General features: G+C 73.0%; 14 protein-coding genes. 6 read left to right on the top strand and 8 right to left on the bottom strand.

The window, feature by feature from the left end:
* Positions 1-254: 254 nt before the first annotated feature.
* Positions 255-1,823 carry an FMN-binding glutamate synthase family protein gene (locus ACZ4SV_RS13850; protein WP_468004777.1) on the top strand — a complete coding sequence of 523 codons (1,569 nt, stop codon included), beginning with the start codon at positions 255-257 and terminating at the stop codon, positions 1,821-1,823.
* Positions 1,824-1,837: 14 nt separating this feature from the next.
* Positions 1,838-3,601, top strand: coding sequence for a thiamine pyrophosphate-dependent enzyme (locus ACZ4SV_RS13855; RefSeq protein WP_468004162.1), 1,764 nt, complete (start codon positions 1,838-1,840; stop codon positions 3,599-3,601).
* 42 nt (positions 3,602-3,643) lie between these two features.
* Here ACZ4SV_RS13855 and glgX read toward each other — a convergent pair whose 3' ends face one another.
* The 5 genes from glgX to ACZ4SV_RS13880 all read right to left on the bottom strand — a co-directional run bounded on the left by glgX (position 3,644) and on the right by ACZ4SV_RS13880 (position 9,470).
* Positions 3,644-5,794 carry a glycogen debranching protein GlgX gene (gene glgX / locus ACZ4SV_RS13860; RefSeq protein WP_468004164.1) on the bottom strand — a complete coding sequence of 717 codons (2,151 nt, stop codon included), beginning with the start codon at positions 5,792-5,794 and terminating at the stop codon, positions 3,644-3,646.
* A gap of 63 nt (positions 5,795-5,857) precedes the next feature.
* Positions 5,858-5,980: a hypothetical protein gene (locus tag ACZ4SV_RS13865; protein WP_468004166.1), complete on the bottom strand. Its 123-nt coding sequence runs from the start codon at positions 5,978-5,980 to the stop codon at positions 5,858-5,860.
* A gap of 19 nt (positions 5,981-5,999) precedes the next feature.
* On the bottom strand, positions 6,000-6,776 hold the full coding sequence (locus ACZ4SV_RS13870; protein WP_468004167.1) for a phosphatase PAP2 family protein: 777 nt from the start codon (positions 6,774-6,776) through the stop codon (positions 6,000-6,002).
* A complete protein-coding gene (locus tag ACZ4SV_RS13875; RefSeq protein WP_365880497.1) occupies positions 6,777-7,730 on the bottom strand; it encodes a YihY/virulence factor BrkB family protein in 954 nt (317 codons plus the stop codon).
* On the bottom strand, positions 7,731-9,470 hold the full coding sequence (locus tag ACZ4SV_RS13880) for a bifunctional phosphatase PAP2/diacylglycerol kinase family protein (protein WP_468004170.1): 1,740 nt from the start codon (positions 9,468-9,470) through the stop codon (positions 7,731-7,733).
* 249 nt (positions 9,471-9,719) lie between these two features.
* Between ACZ4SV_RS13880 and ACZ4SV_RS13885 the strand changes: the two genes are divergently transcribed.
* The gene (locus ACZ4SV_RS13885) at positions 9,720-10,913 is read left to right on the top strand and encodes a phospholipase D-like domain-containing protein (protein ID WP_365880499.1); all 1,194 of its coding nucleotides are present in this window, start codon (positions 9,720-9,722) and stop codon (positions 10,911-10,913) included.
* A gap of 67 nt (positions 10,914-10,980) precedes the next feature.
* Here ACZ4SV_RS13885 and ACZ4SV_RS13890 read toward each other — a convergent pair whose 3' ends face one another.
* The 3 genes from ACZ4SV_RS13890 to ACZ4SV_RS13900 all read right to left on the bottom strand — a co-directional run bounded on the left by ACZ4SV_RS13890 (position 10,981) and on the right by ACZ4SV_RS13900 (position 15,287).
* Positions 10,981-12,597, bottom strand: coding sequence for an MDR family MFS transporter (locus ACZ4SV_RS13890; RefSeq protein ID WP_468004172.1), 1,617 nt, complete (start codon positions 12,595-12,597; stop codon positions 10,981-10,983).
* A 54-nt stretch (positions 12,598-12,651) separates the two neighbouring features.
* Complete coding sequence (locus ACZ4SV_RS13895; RefSeq protein ID WP_468004174.1) at positions 12,652-13,860, bottom strand: glycosyltransferase; 1,209 nt, start codon at positions 13,858-13,860, stop codon at positions 12,652-12,654.
* A 125-nt stretch (positions 13,861-13,985) separates the two neighbouring features.
* On the bottom strand, positions 13,986-15,287 hold the full coding sequence (locus ACZ4SV_RS13900) for a UDP-glucose dehydrogenase family protein (RefSeq protein WP_468004176.1): 1,302 nt from the start codon (positions 15,285-15,287) through the stop codon (positions 13,986-13,988).
* A gap of 374 nt (positions 15,288-15,661) precedes the next feature.
* Between ACZ4SV_RS13900 and ACZ4SV_RS13905 the strand changes: the two genes are divergently transcribed.
* The 3 genes from ACZ4SV_RS13905 to ACZ4SV_RS13915 all read left to right on the top strand — a co-directional run bounded on the left by ACZ4SV_RS13905 (position 15,662) and on the right by ACZ4SV_RS13915 (position 17,113).
* Positions 15,662-16,327 (top strand): TetR/AcrR family transcriptional regulator, encoded by a 666-nt coding sequence (locus tag ACZ4SV_RS13905; protein WP_365880507.1) that lies wholly within the window; start codon positions 15,662-15,664, stop codon positions 16,325-16,327.
* A 91-nt stretch (positions 16,328-16,418) separates the two neighbouring features.
* Positions 16,419-16,820, top strand: coding sequence for a DUF1622 domain-containing protein (locus ACZ4SV_RS13910; protein WP_468004179.1), 402 nt, complete (start codon positions 16,419-16,421; stop codon positions 16,818-16,820).
* Entirely contained in the window at positions 16,817-17,113 is a 297-nt protein-coding gene (locus ACZ4SV_RS13915) for a hypothetical protein (RefSeq protein WP_468004181.1), read from the top strand. The genes ACZ4SV_RS13910 and ACZ4SV_RS13915 overlap by 4 nt, the downstream gene beginning before the upstream one ends.
* Positions 17,114-17,421: the final 308 nt, after the last annotated feature.

The following is a 17,421-nucleotide window of genomic DNA, read 5'->3' on the forward strand; positions in this document are numbered from 1 at the left end:
CAGCGGCTCGATCCGGTCCCACATCGCATCGGTGATCACTAATCGGACGGGCACATCCGATCAACTGATCAACCCATCAAAGAGACACGCCCTAGGTGCATCAGCACTGCTGCCCCGGTTCTCCCAGGTCAGACCTGGACGATCGGCGGCCGCACCGGACGCGCCACTCCGAGACGGCCGGAGGTGGCCGGAACCCGGCCGCCACGCATGGCGACCGGTAACCGGGCAAGGCGCCAGGTGTGACACGCGTGGGAATCATCGTCCTGATCCTGGTGGCCGGCCTCGGCGCACTGGCCGCAGCCGTCGGCAGTTCGCCCTACTGGTGGGCCGCGGCCCTGCCGCTGCTGGCCGTGGGTGCCCTGGGCGCCTGGGACCTGGTGCAGCGCCGGCACTCGGTGCTGCGCAACTACCCCGTCCTCGGCCACCTCCGCTTCCTCATGGAGCGCATACGCCCGGAGTTGCAGCAGTACTTCGTCGAACGGAACTACGACGGGCGCCCCTTCGACCGGGACGTGCGCAGCATCGTCTACGAGCGGGCCAAGGGCGTCGACGCGGAGGAGCCCTTCGGCACCGAACGGGACGTGTACGAGCCCGGCCACGAGTTCCTGGTCCCGTCGATGGCGCCGTGCCCGGTGCCGGACGACCCGCCGCGCGTGCGGATCGGCGGCCCGGACTGCACCCGCCCGTACGACATGGCGCTGCTCAACGTCTCGGCGATGAGCTTCGGTTCGCTGTCCGCCAACGCGATCCTCGCGCTCAACGGCGGTGCCTCCGCCGGGGGTTTCGCCCACGACACGGGGGAGGGCGGGCTGTCCGCCTACCACCTGCGTCCGGGAGGCGACCTCGTCTGGGAGATCGGCACCGGCTACTTCGGCTGCCGCACCGACCAGGGTGACTTCGACCCGGCCGAGTTCGCCGACAAGGCCGCGCACGACCACGTCAAGTGCGTGTCCCTGAAGCTGTCGCAGGGCGCCAAGCCCGGCATCGGCGGGGTGCTGCCGGGCGCCAAGGTGAACGCGGAGATCGCCGGGGTGCGGGACGTGCCCGAGGGACGGACGGTCATCTCCCCGCCGTACCACCGCGTGTTCTCCACCCCGCGCGAACTCGTCCGCTTCATCGCCCGCATGCGCGAGCTGTCCGGCGGCAAGCCCGCCGGGTTCAAACTGTGCGTCGGCTCGCGCCGGCAGTTCCTGGCCGTGTGCAAGGCCATGCTGGAGGAGGGCACCGCGCCCGACTTCATCATCGTGGACGGCGCCGAGGGCGGGACCGGTGCCGCGCCCCTGGAGTTCGCGGACCACGTGGGCACCCCGCTCACCGAGGGGCTGCTCACCGTGCACAACGCCCTGGTGGGCACCGGCCTGCGCGACCGGATCAGGATCGGCGCGAGCGGCAAGATCGCCACCGGCACCGACCTGGTCAAACGCATGGTGCAGGGCGCCGACTACGGCAACGCCGCCCGGGCGATGATGTTCGCCGTCGGCTGCATCCAGGCCCAGCGGTGCCACACGAACACCTGCCCCACCGGCGTCACCACCCAGGACCCCCGCCGCGCCCGCGCCCTCGACGTCCGCGACAAGACGGCGCGCGTCCGGCGCTTCCAGGAGGCCACCGTCTCCAGCGCCTTGCAGATCATGGCGTCCATGGGCGTCACCGACCCCGCGGACCTGCGCCCGCACATGCTCCGCCGACGCGTCGACCCCGTCACCGAGCGCTCCTACGAGGAACTGTACGAGTGGCTCGGGGCCGGGCAGTTGCTCGCCGGGTCGCCGGCCTCGTGGGCGGCCGACTGGCAGGCCGCCGACCCCGACCGTTTCACCGTATGACCTGGAGGACTCACATGGCCCGTACCGTAGCCCGCGTCATCGTGGACGCGCTGAGCGAACTTGGCGTGCGCCAGGTGTTCGGCGTCGTGGGAGACGCGCTCAACCCCCTGACCGACGCCATCCGCACCACCGAGGGCCTGGAATGGGTGGGCTGCCGGCACGAGGAGGCCGCCGCGTTCGCGGCCGGCGCCCAGTCGCAGCTCACCGGAACCCTCGGCGTGTGCATGGGCACCGTCGGACCCGGCTCCGTCCACCTCCTCAACGGACTGTACGACGCGGCCAAGAGCCACACCCCGGTCCTGGCCATCGCCGGTCAGGTACCGCTCGCCGAAATCGGCAGCGACTACTTCCAGGAAGTCGACAACGACGCCCTCTTCAGCGACGTGGCCGTCTTCCGCGCGACCGTCACCTCGGCCGACCAGCTGCCGCAGATGCTGGAGACCGCGGTGCGCAACGCGCTGGGCCGCAAGGGAGTCGCGGTCCTCACGGTGCCCGGCGACCTGGGCGAGCGGGAACTGACCGCCGACCGGCCGGCCCGCTTCTCCCTGAACGCGCCGGTGAGCCGGCCGGACGAGGCCGCCGTCCGCCGCGCCGCGGAACTCCTCGACCGCTCCGAACGCGTCACGCTGCTGGTCGGGCAGGGCGCCCACGCCGCCCGCGAGCACGTCCTCACCCTTGCCGACCGCCTGGCCGCACCGATGGTCCTCACCCTGAAGGCCAAGGCGGGCTTCGAGGGCGACGCCAACCCCTTCCAGGTCGGCCAGACGGGCCTGATCGGCAACCCCGCCGCGGCGGCGGCCCTCCAGGACGCGGACACCCTCCTGCTGCTCGGCACCGACTTCCCCTACCGGGACTGGTATCCCGAGGGCCGGACCGTGATCCAGGTGGACACCGAGCCCACCCACATCGGCCGCCGGGTACCGGTGGAGGTCGGGCTGGTGGGGGACACCGGGGCCACCGTGCGCGACCTCCTGGACCACCTGACCGCGGCACCGCCCGGCACCGACGGCGCACGCGACCGCGGGCACCTGGACAAGGCCCGTGAACGCTTCGGCCAGTGGCGCGCCGGCCAGGCCCGGCTCGCCGACCCCGCGCACGACAAGGGCCTCGTGGGCCGTATCCGCTCCGCGCTGGACAACCGCGCCCACGACATCCGCCCGGAGGTCCTGGCCGCGGCCGTCGACCGGCTCGCGGCCGACGACGCCGTCTTCACCTCCGACACGGGCATGGCCACCGTGTGGCTGTCGCGCTTCGTCGAGATGCGCGGCGACCGGCGGCTCATCGGCTCCTACAACCTCGGCTCGATGGCCAACGCCATGCCCCAGGCCCTGGGCGCCCAGGGCCTGGACCGCGAGCGCCAGGTGGTGGCCTTCTGCGGCGACGGCGGACTGAGCATGCTCCTCGGCGACCTCATGACGCTGAAGACGTACGACCTTCCCGTCAAGCTGGTCGTCTTCGACAACCGCCGGCTGGGCATGGTCAAACTCGAACAGGAACAGGCCGGACTGCCCGAGTTCGGCACCGTGCTGGACAACCCCGACTTCGCCGCCGTGGCCGAGGCCATGGGCATCACCGGCATCCGGGTGACCGATCCGGCCGAGGTGGAGAGCGCCGTGCGCCGCGCCTTCGCCCATCCGGGCCCCGTGCTGCTGGATGTGCTCACCAACCCCGACGAGATCGCCGTACCGGCCAAGCCGACCGTCGAGCAGGGCTGGGGGTTCGCGGTGGCCAAGGTGAAGGAGGTCGTGCGCAGCCACGGAGAGCCGGGCGACGACTGACCCGGTCCGGGCCGCCGCACCCGGGTGCGGCGGCCCGCGGGGTCACTCCTCGTGGTGACCGCGCAGCACGAACAGGGAGTGCGCCTCGACCTCCAGCTCGCTGCCGCCCTTGATCAGCGGCCGGTACTCCGTGTACGGGATGGCGGTGTCCACCTCCACCGCCCACCACGGGCCCAGCTCCTCCGGAACGGTGAAGGTCAGGGGCTGGCTGTGGGCGTTGAACAGCAGCAGGAACGAGTCGTCCGTCACCCGCAGGCCCCGCAGGTCCGGTTCCGTGATGGCCTCGCCGTTGAGGTGGACCATCAGGGACCTGGCGAACCCGGTGTCCCAGTCGGTGTCGGTCATCTCGCGCCCGGCGGGGGTCAGCCAGGCGATGTCCTTCTCCCCGGCCTCCCCGGCCGTGTTCCCGTGGGCGGCACGCCCCTTGAAGAACCGCCGCCGGCGGAAGACCGGATGGTCGCGGCGCAACGTGATCAGCTTGCGGGTGAAGTCGAGCAGTTCGCTTCCCTCGGCGACGTGCGCCCAGTCGATCCAGGACAGTTCGTTGTCCTGGCAGTAGGCGTTGTTGTTGCCGTGCTGGGTGCGGTCGAGTTCGTCGCCGTGGCTGATCATCGGCACGCCCTGGGAGAGCAGCAGGGTGGCGATCAGGTTGCGCTGCTGGCGGGCGCGCAGGGCGAGGATCCCGCGGTCGCGGGTGGGGCCCTCCGCACCGCAGTTCCAGGAACGGTTGTGGCTCTCGCCGTCCCGGTTGCCCTCGCCGTTGGCCTCGTTGTGCTTGTCGTTGTACGACACGAGGTCGCGCAGCGTGAACCCGTCGTGGGCGGTGACGAAGTTGACCGACGCGTAGGGCCGGCGGCCGTCGTTCTGGTACAGGTCGGAGGAACCGGTCAGCCGGGAGGCGAACTCGCCCAGGGTGCCGCCCTCGCCCCGCCAGAAGTCCCGCACGGTGTCGCGGTACTTGCCGTTCCACTCGGTCCACAGCGGCGGGAAGTTGCCGACCTGGTAGCCGCCGTCACCGACGTCCCAGGGCTCGGCGATCAGCTTCACCTGGGAGATCACCGGGTCCTGCTGGACGAGGTCGAAGAACGACGACAGCCGGTCCACCTCGTGGAACTGCCGGGCCAGGGTGGCCGCGAGGTCGAAGCGGAAGCCGTCGACGTGCATCTCGGTCACCCAGTACCGCAGCGAGTCCATGATGAGCTGGAGGGTGTGCGGGTGGTTCATCCGCAGGCTGTTGCCCGTGCCGGTGGTGTCCCAGTAGAAGCGCGGGTCCTCCTCCGACAGGCGGTAGTAGGCGGCGTTGTCCAGGCCCCGCAGCGACAGCACCGGCCCCAGGTGGTTGCCCTCGGCGGTGTGGTTGTAGACGACGTCGAGGATGACCTCGATGCCGGCCTCGTGCAGGGTCTTCACCATCGACCGGAACTCCTGCACCTGTTCGCCGCGCTGGCCGGAGGAGCAGTAGGCGTTGTGCGGGGCGAAGAAGCCGATGGTGTTGTAACCCCAGTAATTCGACAGGCCCTTCTCCACCAGCCCGTGGTCCTGGACGAACTGGTGGATCGGCATCAGCTCCACCGCGGTGACGCCCAGCTTGACGAAGTAGTCCACCATGGCGGGGTGCGCCAGCGCCGCGTACGTGCCGCGCATCGCCTCCGGGATCGCGGGGTGGGTCTGCGTCATGCCCTTGACGTGCGCCTCGTAGACGACCGTCTCGTGGTACGGGGTCCGCGGCGGGTGGTCGCTGCCCCAGTCGAAGAAGGGGTTCACCACCACGGACTTCGGCATGTACGGCGCGGAGTCCAGGTCGTTGCGGGTGCCGGGGTCGTCGAAGTGGTAGCCGAACAGCGCCTCGTTCCACTCGACCCCGCCCTCGATCGCCTTGGCGTACGGGTCGAGCAGCAGTTTGTTCGGGTTGCAGCGCTCGCCGCGCTCGGGCCGGTCCGGTCCGTGCACCCGGAACCCGTAGCGCCGGCCCGGGCCGACGTCCGGCAGGTAGACGTGGTGGACGAAGCCGTCCACCTCGGTCAGCGCGATCCGTTCCTCGGTGCCGTCCTCGTCGAAGAGACACAGCTCCACCCGCTGCGCCGCTTCGGAGAACACGGCGAAGTTGGTCCCGGCGCCGTCGAACGTCGCGCCCAGGGGCGACATCCGTCCGGGCCGGGGGCCCACCTCGGTGTTCTCCTGCCAGATACGCATCACTACGCCCCTCCCAGGCCAGGATGGTGCGCACCCCGCACCCGTCATTCCCTACTGCCCGCGTCACCGGCCGGCATGCCCGCACGTCATCGCGTGCCCGGCGCGCATGTCGTAGCCGTAGCCGTAGCCGTAGCCGCTGTCGCCGGCCCCGCCCGGCCGGTGCGCGGTCCGTGCGCCGCGCGTCACGGCCGCCGGGTCCGCCGGTTCACCGTTCGGGGGCGGGCTCGGTGAGTTCGGGTTCCAGGCCCTCGGCCACCGGGGCGCGCTGCCGGCCGGCTTCGGCACGCCACGCCTCGAACGCCCAGGTGGTCAGGGCGACGACGGCCAGGCCCAGCAGCCAGCCGCCCAGCACGTCGCTGAACCAGTGCACCCCCAGGGCGACCCTGGTGAAGCCGACGCCGAGCACCGAGACCACGGCGACGCACCAGCACGCGGTCCGCAGGGCCCGCGGGATCACGGGCAGCAGCACCAGCAGGAGGACGGCGAAGGACGTGGTGGCCGTCATCGCATGACCGGACGGGAAGGAGTAGCCCGGGGCGTGCGCCACCGGGTCGTGCAGCGCGGGCCTGGCCCGCTCCACCACCGCCTTGACCAGGACGCCCACGAGACCGCCGGCCACCGCGGTCACCGCCGCCCAGGCCGCCAGGCGCCACGCCCTGCGGTGGAGCAGCCAGCCGGTCAGGACCGCGACGGCGGCGCGGAGGGTGACGGGGTCCCAGACCCGGTCGGACAGCAGGTGCAGGACGTCGGTCCAGGCCGGGTGGCGGACGGCGACCTCGTGCAGGTGCCGCGCGGCACCGACGTCGACGCGCCGCAAGGGCCGCCACTCTCCTTCGACCAGGGTCAGCAGCAGCCCGAAGGCCACCGCGGACACCGCGGCGACGGCCGCGGCGGCGAGCAGCCGTGCGCCGAACCTGCGGTCGGCCCGCCGGCGGCGGGCGCCGAGGCGTCGCGGGGCGGTCCGTGTGGTCCGTGTGGTCATTCAGACTCCCGGATCGGCTTGGACCGGGCCGGGGCGCCGGCCGCGCGCCGCTTCCAGCTGGGCGGCGAAGGACAGTCCGAGGAACAGGGCGATGGAGGTCAGGTAGGCCCACAGCAGCAGGGACATGAAGGCGCTGAGCGGGCCGTAGACGGTGTCGAAGGAGCCGCTGAGGTCCAGGTAGAGGCTGAGCAGCCAGGTCAGTGTCATCCACAGCACCAGGTACACGGCGGCGCCGAAGGCGAGCCAGGTGTAGCCGGGCTGTTTGCGGCGCGGCGCGCGGCGGAAGACGGTGCTGGCGGAGATCAGGGCGAGCAGCAGCCCGAAGGGCCAGCGCAGCAGGGTCCAGGCCCGCTGGGCGCTGTCGTCGAGGTGGTAGACGGCGACCGCCGCGGAGGCGAGGTCGTCGCCGGCGACCATGACGACGAAGCCCAGGCCGAGCGGGAGCCCGGCGCCGACCGACATCACCAGACCGCGCAGGTACTTCCGGTGGAAGGGGCGGTCGCGTTCGTTGCCGTAGATCCGGTTGGCGCCGCGTTCGATCTGGCACATGGCGGTGGTGACGTTGACCAGCGAGAAGACGGCGCCGAACCAGAGGGCGACCGCGGCTCCGTCACCCGCGGTGCGCCGGCTGCGGGCGAGCGCGTCGTCGACGACGTCGGCGCTGGGGCCCCGGGCGATCCGGTGGATCGTCAGTTCCGCGAGCCGGCCGATGCCCTCGGTGTGCAGCGCGGTGGACAGGCCGACGAAGGCGATCGCCAGGGGGACGACGGCCAGCACCGTCTGGAGGGCGAGGGCGCGGGAGTGACTGAACCCGTCGGCGTAACGGAAGCGGATGAAGGCGTCCCGCAGCAGGGGCCAGCCGCCGTAGCGGCGCAGGGCCGCCCACGCCTCGTCGGCGGACAGCTCCTCCCCGCTCATGTCCCGCGTCTCCGGAACCTTGGTCGCGGTACCCATTCATTCCCCCCGGGCCGGCAGCAGCATGGTCAGGGCGCCGGGCCTGACCTCCGCGGTCAGCCGGCGCCCGGATGTCACCGGATCGCCGTCCAGTTCGCGCGGCTGGGGCGTGCCGAAGGTGAACTCGGCACGCCGGAAGGTGAAGAACTCCACCGGCGCGCCGCCCGGCCGGCCCGTCCGCTGCGGGACGGTGTCCGCCGCCGGGGCCGGGCGCGCCGCCCCGCCCCGCCACAGCGTCCACACCGCGCGCAGCCAGCCGGCCGGCCCGTGCGGGTCCAGGAGCAGCAGGTCGAGCCGTCCGTCGTCGGGACGGGCCTCCGCCAGCAGCCGCAGACCGCCCTGTACGGTGCCGACGTTGCCGAGGAGCACCATGCGGGCCGTCCGGCGCAGGACCGGCGCGTCGTCCAGCCGGACGCTCACCTCCATCCGGGGGGTGCGGAGCACGCGCAGCAGTGCCACCGCGTAAGCGGGCCAGCCCAGCAGGGACTTGGTCCGGCCGCCGGCGTTGGCCCGCTCCAGCATCGCGGCGTCCAGACCCGCGCCGGACATGGCGGCGAAGTGGGTCGCGGGCAGCCCGTCGCCCTCGACACGGCCCAGGTCGACGCGGTGGACGGCACCGCGCAGCGCGGCGTCGAGCGCGCCGGCGGGGCTGAGGGGCAGACCGAGGTTGCGGGCCAGCAGGTTGCCGGTGCCACAGGGCACCAGGGCCAGCGGGACCCCGCTGTCCGCCAGGGCGTCGGCCGCCGCCCGGAACGTACCGTCCCCGCCGCAGACCACCACGAGCGCCGCGCCCGCGCGGGCCGCCTCGGCCGCCTGTCCGCCGCCGGGGTCGGCGGCGGTGGTCTCCAGGAACACCGGTGCGGTCAGGCCGTGGTCGCGCAGGACCCGGCGCAGGGCGTCGCGGTCGGCCCGGCCGGTGACGGTCGGGTTGCAGATCACGGCGGGGTGGCCGGGCAGCGGCTCCGGGCGGCCGGTGAGGGCGGGGAGCGCGCGTGCCCCGGGAGCGGTCACGCGACCGTCCGCGAGCACGGCGGACCCCACGACCAGCAGCGACAGGGCGCCGTTCACGACACCGCCCACGACGTCGGTGGGGTGGTGCATGCCCCGGTAGAGCCGGGAGGCGCCCACCAGGAGGGGCAGGACGCACAGCAGGCCGGCCACGATCCCGCGCCACGGGCCGCGCAGCCGGGTGAACGCCAGCACGGCCAGGCCGCCGTAGAGCGCGGTGGCCGCGCCGGTGTGACCGGAGGTGTAGCTGGAGGTCGGCAGCGAACCGTCGAGACGGTGCACGTCCGGGCGGTGCCGGTCCACCACCACCGTGATCACCAGGAAGACCAGGGACTGCGCGGACACCGCGAGGGCCAGGAACACGGCCTGCCGCCACCTGGGCAGTCCGGGCAGCAGGAGCAGGGCCAGACAGCTCACCACGGTGACGCCGATCACCGTCCCGGTGTTGCCGGCCTCCGACACGACCGAGGATAGGGTGGTGAGGGAGCCCGTGCGCATCCGCTCCAGGGCCTCGTCGACCCGGTCCTCGGCCGTCAGGGGCCACAGACCGCGGGCGGGGCCGGTGATCAGCAGACCGATGCCCACCAGCAACGCGGTCTGGCAGACGGTCAGCGCGACCATCCAGGCGGCGGCCCGGCCGGTCCCGCGCGCCCCGCCCACGGCCGCGACGGCGCCTTCCCCGGGTCTCTCACCGTGCAGCCCGGCGGGTGTCCCCGATACAGCGGTCGGCATGCGTACTCCCGTGGTCGACGTCTCGCGGTGATGCGGCGGTGTCCGGCCGGAGGTGCTGCCCTCCGGCTCACCGCGTATGCCCGCTGAACACGGGAGCAGACAGGACCCGTGCGGCGCACCGCCGCACGGGGTGGGCCGCCGGGAGTGCGGGAGGGCCCGCAGGGCATGCTGCTTCTCGGACCCCCGCGGGCACCCGCACCGCATCCGGCCCTGTGAACGAACGGGAGAGACGACGTGATACTCGACGGCATGCCGACGGCCCCTGCCCGCGGCTCCGCGGCCGACGCGGCGGCACGCAAGCAGCGGTTGCGCCGCCGTCTGGAGCGGCTGATCGGCATCGCCGCCACCGAAGGCAACGAACTCCTCCCCTTGCGCAACGGCGACGAGATCTTCCCCGCGATGCTCCGGGCGATCGGTTCGGCCCGGCACACGATCGACATGATGACGTTCGTGTACTGGCGCGGCCAGATCGCCCGGGACTTCGCCCACGCCCTCGCCGACCGCGCCCGCGCGGGGGTGCGCGTCCGGCTGCTGCTGGACGGGTTCGGCGCCAAGGAGATCGAACGGGACCTGCTGGACGTCATGGACACGGCCGGCGTGCAGGTGGCCTGGTTCCGCAAGCCGGTCTGGCTGTCGCCGTTCAAGCAGAACCACCGGTGCCACCGCAAGGCGCTCGTCATCGACGAGCACACCGCGTTCACCGGGGGCGTCGGCATCGCCGAGGAATGGTGCGGGGACGCCCGCGGCCCGGAGGAGTGGCGCGACACCCACGTCCAGGTGCGCGGCCCCGCCGTGGACGGCATCGCGGCCGCCTTCGCGCAGAACTGGGCCGAGTGCCACGACGAACTCTTCGACGACCGCGACCTCTTCACCGAGCACCCGCAGCCGGGCTCCTCGGTCGTCCAGGTGGTGCGCGGCTCCGCCAGCATCGGCTGGCAGGACATGCAGACCCTCATCCGGGTGATGCTCACCTCCGCCGAGGAGCGCTTCCGCCTCGCCACCGCCTACTTCGCGCCCGACACCTACTTCATCGACCTGCTGTGCCGGACCGCCCGGCGGGGTGTGCGGGTGGAGATCCTGCTCCCCGGCCCGCACACCGACCAGCGTGCCTGCCAGCTCGCCGGCCAGCACCACTACACCCGGCTGCTGGAGGCGGGCGTGCGCGTCCGCCAGTACCAGCCGACCATGATGCACGCCAAGATCATCACCGTGGACTCGGTCGCCGCGCTGATCGGGTCCACCAACTTCAACCGGCGCTCCATGGACCACGACGAGGAGGTCATGCTCGCCGTACTGGACGAGAAGTTCACCGCCGCGCTCGACCGCGACTACGACGCGGACCTGCGACACAGCGTCGAGATCGACCTCGACCGCTGGAGACGCCGGAACATGCTCCAGCGCGCCAAGGAAGCCGCCGTCACCCCGATCCGGCGCTTCCTGTGACCGGACGCCCGCCGGGCCGGCGCGGGGCGCGGACCGCTCGCCTTCCGCACCCGCCGCGCCGGGCGTCCTACTCGTCGGAGAGCGTGAGGTCCGGTACCCGCCAGGCCGCGATCAGGAAGGCGACCAGGGCCACCGCGGCGCCGGCCAGGAAAACCACCCGCATCGAGGCGACGTACCCCTCCAGGAACGGCAGCGCCGCGCCCGGGTCGAGCGCGCGCAGGAAGGCCGAGTCCTCCAGGTCGACACCGCCGGCGGGCCGCACCACACCCGCCAGAGCGTGCGCGTTGCCGGGCTCGGCCAGCAGCCGGCGGTAGCCCGGGTCGTGGCGGGCGTCGGCCAGCCGGTCGGCGATCCGGCCGGCCGCCGTGGAGAACAGGACGGACAGGAACGCGGCGGTGCCGACCGTGCCGCCGTTGGATCGGAAGAAGTTGACCGAGGCCGTCGCCGCGCCCATGTCCGCACGGGGCACCTCGCTCTGGGCGAGCGTGGTCAGCGTCTGCATCGTCGCGCCGAGCCCGGCGCCCATCAGGGCCATGCCGAGCGCCACCTGCCAGAACGGGCTGTCCACGCGCAGCGTCGCGAAGACGGCCATCGCGGCGGTGAGCGCGCCGGTACCGGCGACGAGATGGACCTTGAACCGGCCGGTCCGCGAGATCAGCCGGCCCACCAGCAGCGTCACCGCGAGATTGGCGAAGACCGTGGGCAGGCCGGCCACGCCCGCCGCCATGGGGCTCATGCCGCGGACGAGCTGGAGGTAGAGCGGCAGCGTCGTCATCGCGCCGAACATGGCTATGCCGACGACGAAGTGCAGCCCCACCCCCAGCCGGAACGCCCGGATGCGGAACAGCCGCGCCGGCAGCAGCGCGGCGTCCCCCGCCCGCCGCTCCACCAGGACGAACACGGCCAGCCCCACCGCGCCGACCGCGTACAGCGCCAGGGCCCCGGGCGAGGCCCAGCCCCAGGCACGGCCCTGCTCGGCGACGGTCAGCAGCGGCACGAGCCCCACCGCCAGGGCGAGCGCCCCCGGATAGTCGAGCCGGTGGCGGACCCGCCGGTGCGGGAAGCGCAGCACCCGGACGATCGTCACGGCCGCCGCCGCGGCGAGCGGCACGTTGACCAGGAAGATCCAGCGCCAGCCGGCGATGCCGAGCAGCTCGGCCCGGTCCGCGAACGCACCGCCCACCAGCGGTCCGGCGATGCTCGCGCCGCCGAACACGGCCATGAAGTAGCCCTGGTAGCGGCCTCTTTCGCGGGGCGTGGTGATGTCGGCGACGATCGTCATCGCCAGCGACATCAGCCCGCCCCCGCCGAGCCCCTGCACCGCGCGGAAGGCGGCCAGTTCGTAGACCGACGTGGCCGCACCGCACAGCAGCGATCCGACGGTGAACAGGGCGATCGCGGCGAGGTAGACGGTGCGGCGGCCGTGGATGTCGGACAGCTTGCCGTACAGCGGTGTCGCGAGCGTCGCGGTGATGAGGTACGCGGTGGTCACCCACGCCTGGGCCGTCAGCCCCTGGAGGTCGTCGGCGATGGTCCGCAGCGCGGAGGAGACCACCGTCTGGTCCAGCGCCCCCAGGAACATCCCGAGCACCAGACCGGACATGACGGTGGTGATCTGCCGGTGACTGAGCCGCGGGGACGCGTCCCCGGAAGCGTCCTGCCGCCGGGTGTCGGAGAAGGTCACAAGTCGTCCTAGGGGAAGGGATCGGGAGATCTCGGGGGCGGTCCGCGTGTCCGGCTAGCCGGCGATCCCTTCCAGGTCGCCGACCGCCTGCTCGACGTCCGGCAGGGTCAGCATCGCCAGCCGGGCCGAGCGGGCCCGCGCCCGGGAGGCGGGGTCGGCAAGCAGCTCGCGGCAGACCGCGGCGATCCCGCCCGCGCCGCGGTCGGTGATGTGCCGGCCGAGGCCCAGCTCCACCACGCGTTCCGCGTTGGCGTGCTGGTCCCCGAAGTGCGGCAGCACCGCCAGCGGTGTGCCGGTGCGCATGGCCTCGCGGATGCTGTTGAACCCGCCGTGGGTGACGAACAGGTCGACCGACTCCAGCAGCAGCGGCTGCGGCACGCGCTCGGTGACGTGGACGTGCCCGGGCAGTGAGCCGGTGTCCAGCGGGACCCCCGACGTCGACACGACCACCGTGCAGTCGTCCAGCTCGGCCGCCGCGTCCGCGAACGCGCGCAGGGTCTCGGCGGTGTCCGGCACCTTCACCGGCAGCGACGCGGCCGGGTCCGCCAGGTGCTCGCGGATCGACGGCAGGGCGGTGCCGATCGCGGCGTACACCAGCGGGCGGTCCGTGGGCAGCTCGGCCGCCCACGGGGGCAGCACCGCGCCGCGCTCGACGTCCACCGTCTGCCGGTAGGACCAGGTCGGCGGCAGGTGCCGGGCGAAGGAGAAGGCGGGCGGTACGTAGTCGACCCGGCCGTGCGGTACGACGGACAGCGGGTCGTCCGGCACCGCGAGCCCCAGCTCCTCGCGCCGTTCGTTGAGCTGGGGCAGGAGCTCGGCCGGGTCCATGATGTTGCTGAACCCGGAGGGCGTCGGGAGCTGCGGCACACCGAGCAGCTCGGCCGTGAGCACCGCGCTCATGTCCATGCCGTCCCGCAGGATCAGATCGGGGCGGAACTCCCGGGCGAGGGGCAGCAGGATGTCCAACTGCGTCTTGACGCCCGGTCCGGCCAGCCCGCGCGTCAGCAGCCGGGCCATCTCCGGGGACGGCTGGGTCATGTCGAGGGTTTCCGGGAGCGTGGAGAGGTAGGGGCCGATCATGGCCAGCGGGTTGAACCGGGGCAGCGCGGCGGTCACCTCCACGTCGTCGTCACGGAAGACCGCGACGAGGGACTCGGTGGTGGCCACCAGCACCTGGTGCCCGGACTTGGCCAGCGCGCGCAGCAGAGGGAGCTGGGCACGCCCGTGGGAGGGGCTGCCGAGCGTGGTGCACAGAACCCGCATGGGGTGAACCTTTCCGTCGAGGACTTCGGGAGCCTGGGACCGGTGGGACGCCGAGGCCGTGAGTCGGTGGAACGCCGGGAATGTGAGGGGGCGCCTGGAGCAGGACGCCGGTGTCCGCGCGCGCCTTACGGCACCCGCACGGCTGACGCGGGGCGTCCGATGCCCTGCCAGCTCAGCCCGGCCCGCGCGAGCAGGTCCGGGTCCAGCAGGTTGCGGAAGTCGTGGACCTCGTGGCCGGCCATGCGCGCGGCGATCGCCGCCCAGTCGAGGTCCCGCAACTGCGGCCACTCGGTCAGGACCAGGCAGGCCGCCGCGCCCTCCGCGGCCCGCACCGGGTCGTCGACCAGGTCGACCAGGTCGCTCAGGTCGGGTCGCTGCTCGCGCAACGCCGGGTCGTACGCGGTGAGTTCGGCGCCCCGCTCGCGCAGCAGCCGGGCGACGGCGAGAGCGGGCGAGTCCCGCAGGTCGGAGGTGCCCGCCTTGAAGGTGATGCCGTACAGGGCGAGCCGTACGCCGTGCAGCGAGCCGTCCCCGCCGCGCCCGCACGCGGCGGCGACCCGCTCCACGAGCTGGCGCTGGTGGGCGACGTTGGTCTCGATGGTGGCGCTCAGCAGCGGGAAGTCGACACCGGAGAGGTCGCACATGGTCAGCAGGGCGTGGGTGTCCTTGGGCAGGCAGGAGCCGCCCCAGCCCGGCCCGGGCCGCAGGAACGCCGAGCCGATGCGCGGGTCGCGCCCGATGCCCTCGGTGACATCGGCGATGTCGGCGCCGAAGCGCTCGCAGAGGGTGGCGAGGTTGTTGGCGAACGACAGCTTCATCGCGAGGAAGAAGTTCGCCGCGTACTTGGTCAGTTCGGCGCTGGCGGGGTCGGTGAGCACGAGCGGCGCGTCCAGTTCGTCGTACAGGGCGGCCACGCGCCGGGCGGCATCCGGGTCGGCGGCGCCGATCACGACGCGGTCGGGGTGCAGGAAGTCGTGCACGGCGCGGCCCTCGCGCAGGAACTCCGGGTTGCTCACCACGGTCACGTCCGTCCGGCCGAGCAGCGCGGCGACGCGTTCGCACGTGCCGACCGGCACGGTCGACTTGTTGACGACGACGCAGCCGGGCCGCAGCACCTCGCGGATCTGTGCCGCGACGGCCTCCACGGCGGCGAGATCGGCCGCGCCGCCCGCTCCCATGGGGGTGGGCAGGCACAGGAACACCACGTCGGCCTCGGCGACGGCGGCCGCGGTGTCGCCGGTGAACTCCAGCCGGCCCGCGTCCAGGCCGTCCCGCACGGCCTCCGGGAGACCGGGCTCCAGGATGTCGACCTGGGCCGCGCGCAGCCGTCCGACCTTGTGCGGGTCGGCGTCGGCGCACACCACCTGGTGCCCCAGGGAGGCCAGGCAGGCGCCGGTGGTCAGTCCGACGTATCCGGTTCCGATCACGGCGACATGTCGAGCAGGCACAGATGATCACCACTTCCGGTCGGTGGGGCCCGCGCACGGCGGCTTCGGCAAGACGCGGCTCCGACCCGGCGCGGCTCGGACAAGACGCGGCTGGGACGGGGCGCGGCTTCGGGAACGGGCGGCGAGGACGCGCGCCGCCGCATCGTGCGGGAGACCAGGAACGGGCCGACTCCGTCGTGCGGCCCGGCACAGCGGGTTCTCAAGTCATCAATCGTTGACCTGTCTCAGATTTGACAGGTGACGCGAACGCAAGTCAACGCTTGGTGACTTACGTCGGCGACTTTGAGACAGTCGCTTCACCCGGGAACATGGTGCGGACAGCGGGACGTCCGCGACGACGGAGGTGCGGTGACGTGACGGCAGCAGACGAGGGCGAGACGTCGAAGGCGGAGGTCTGCCGGCCCGCCCACAAACGCTCGGCCCCGGCCACACGCACCGCCCTCAGGTCCGCCGCGGCGTTCCGCTTCGGCAAGTACGGCTACGAGGGCACCAGCGTGCGCGACATCGCGGGCGACGTGGGCGTGGACGCCGCCCTCGTCTACCGCTACTTCGGCTCGAAGGAAGCGTTGTTCAACGACGTGGTGGGCGCGGGGAAGATATTCGAACCGCTGCTGGAGGAGCCCGTCGAGACGATTCCCGACTGGTTCTGCGCGCTGCTCTCGGGCGCGCCGAACAACGGCGCCTTCCCCCATCCGGTGCTGACCGTGCTGCGGTCCTCCGGCCGGGACGAGGCGGTGGCGCAGTTGCGAGCGGACTTCACGGACGTCTTCACCAAACGGCTGGCCTCCCGCCTCGGCGGTCCCGACGCCGATCTGCGGGCGGAACTGCTGGCGGCCTGGATGCTCGGCACCAGCCTGATGCGCACCGAGATCCGCCCCCCGGCCCTGATCTCGGCGCCGGACGCCACCGTGGAGCGGTATCTGCGGGCGGGCATCGAGGTCCTGCTGTACCCCGCACCACGGGACGGTGAGGAGACGGCCGAAGCGGCGGACGGGGAACCCGTCACCGACGGGCACTGACCCGCGGGCCGGCGGCCCCGGGACTACTCCACGGGAGGCAGCGCCGTACGGAAAGCGCGTCCGCCGCCGCGCCGCGGGGTACGCCACCGGCATGACCCTGTCGGTGGGCCTGGTGTCCGAGTCGGTCCTGCGCGATGTGATCGGCCAGTTGGTCAGAGTGATCGAGTCCGCGGGCGCGCTGATCATCTTCCTCGGGGCCGTGTGGGCGTTCGCGCGGTTCGTCCAGGAGGGTGTGCGCGGCCGCGGGAAGGCGGACGGGTTCAACCGGATCAGGCTGAGCCTCGGGCGCTTCCTCGTCCTCGGCCTGGAGTTCCAGCTCGCCGGTGACGTGCTGCGCACGGCGGTCGCGCCCAGCTTCGCCGAGATCGGCCAACTGGCGGCCATCGCGGCCATCCGGACCGCGCTGAACTACTTCCTCGGCCGGGAGATCGCCCAGGAGCGGGCCGAGATCGAGCGGGAGGCCGCGCGGAGCGCCGGGACCCCGCCGGCGTGAACACGTGGCCGGAGAGCGCGGCCGTGCTGACCGCGGGGCTCGGTCTCGTCGCCGCGGCGACGGCCTGGCGCCTGGCCGGCGCCCCCCGGCAGGGCCTGGCCGTCCTGCTCGACTTCCTGACCGCAGCGGGCCTGCTGAGACTGGCCGGCACACCGTCGTGGGACACCATCGCCCTGGCAGCGGCGGTGATCACCCTACGCAAACTGCTCAGCGCCACCCTGACTCCGTCCGCCCCACCCCGTACCACGCCTGCGCGAACCCGGACCACCGTCCGGGGCCGACGGCGGCTTTGACAGTGCCGTGGGAAGGGGACGATGGACCGGCGGCGGCTTCAACAGGGCCGTGGCGAGGGCGTCGACGGGCCGGCGGTGGCGGCGTTGCCGACCGGTCTCGGTAGGGCGCGGCTGGCTTTGGTACGGCGCGGGTGGGCGGGTCCGGTGTGGCGCGGTCCCCGTCGCGGACCGGGCGTCGCCGCCGGGTACGAGGGCGGCCGCGTGCGTGCGCGGGCCCGGCGGCCGGGGCCGGCGGCGGTGGCGCGGGCAGACGTTCGGCAACGCCTCGGTAGGGCGCGGGCCCTGCCGTGGGCCGGGTGTCGCCGCCG

This window comes from Streptomyces sp. NPDC027672, assembly GCF_055566335.1.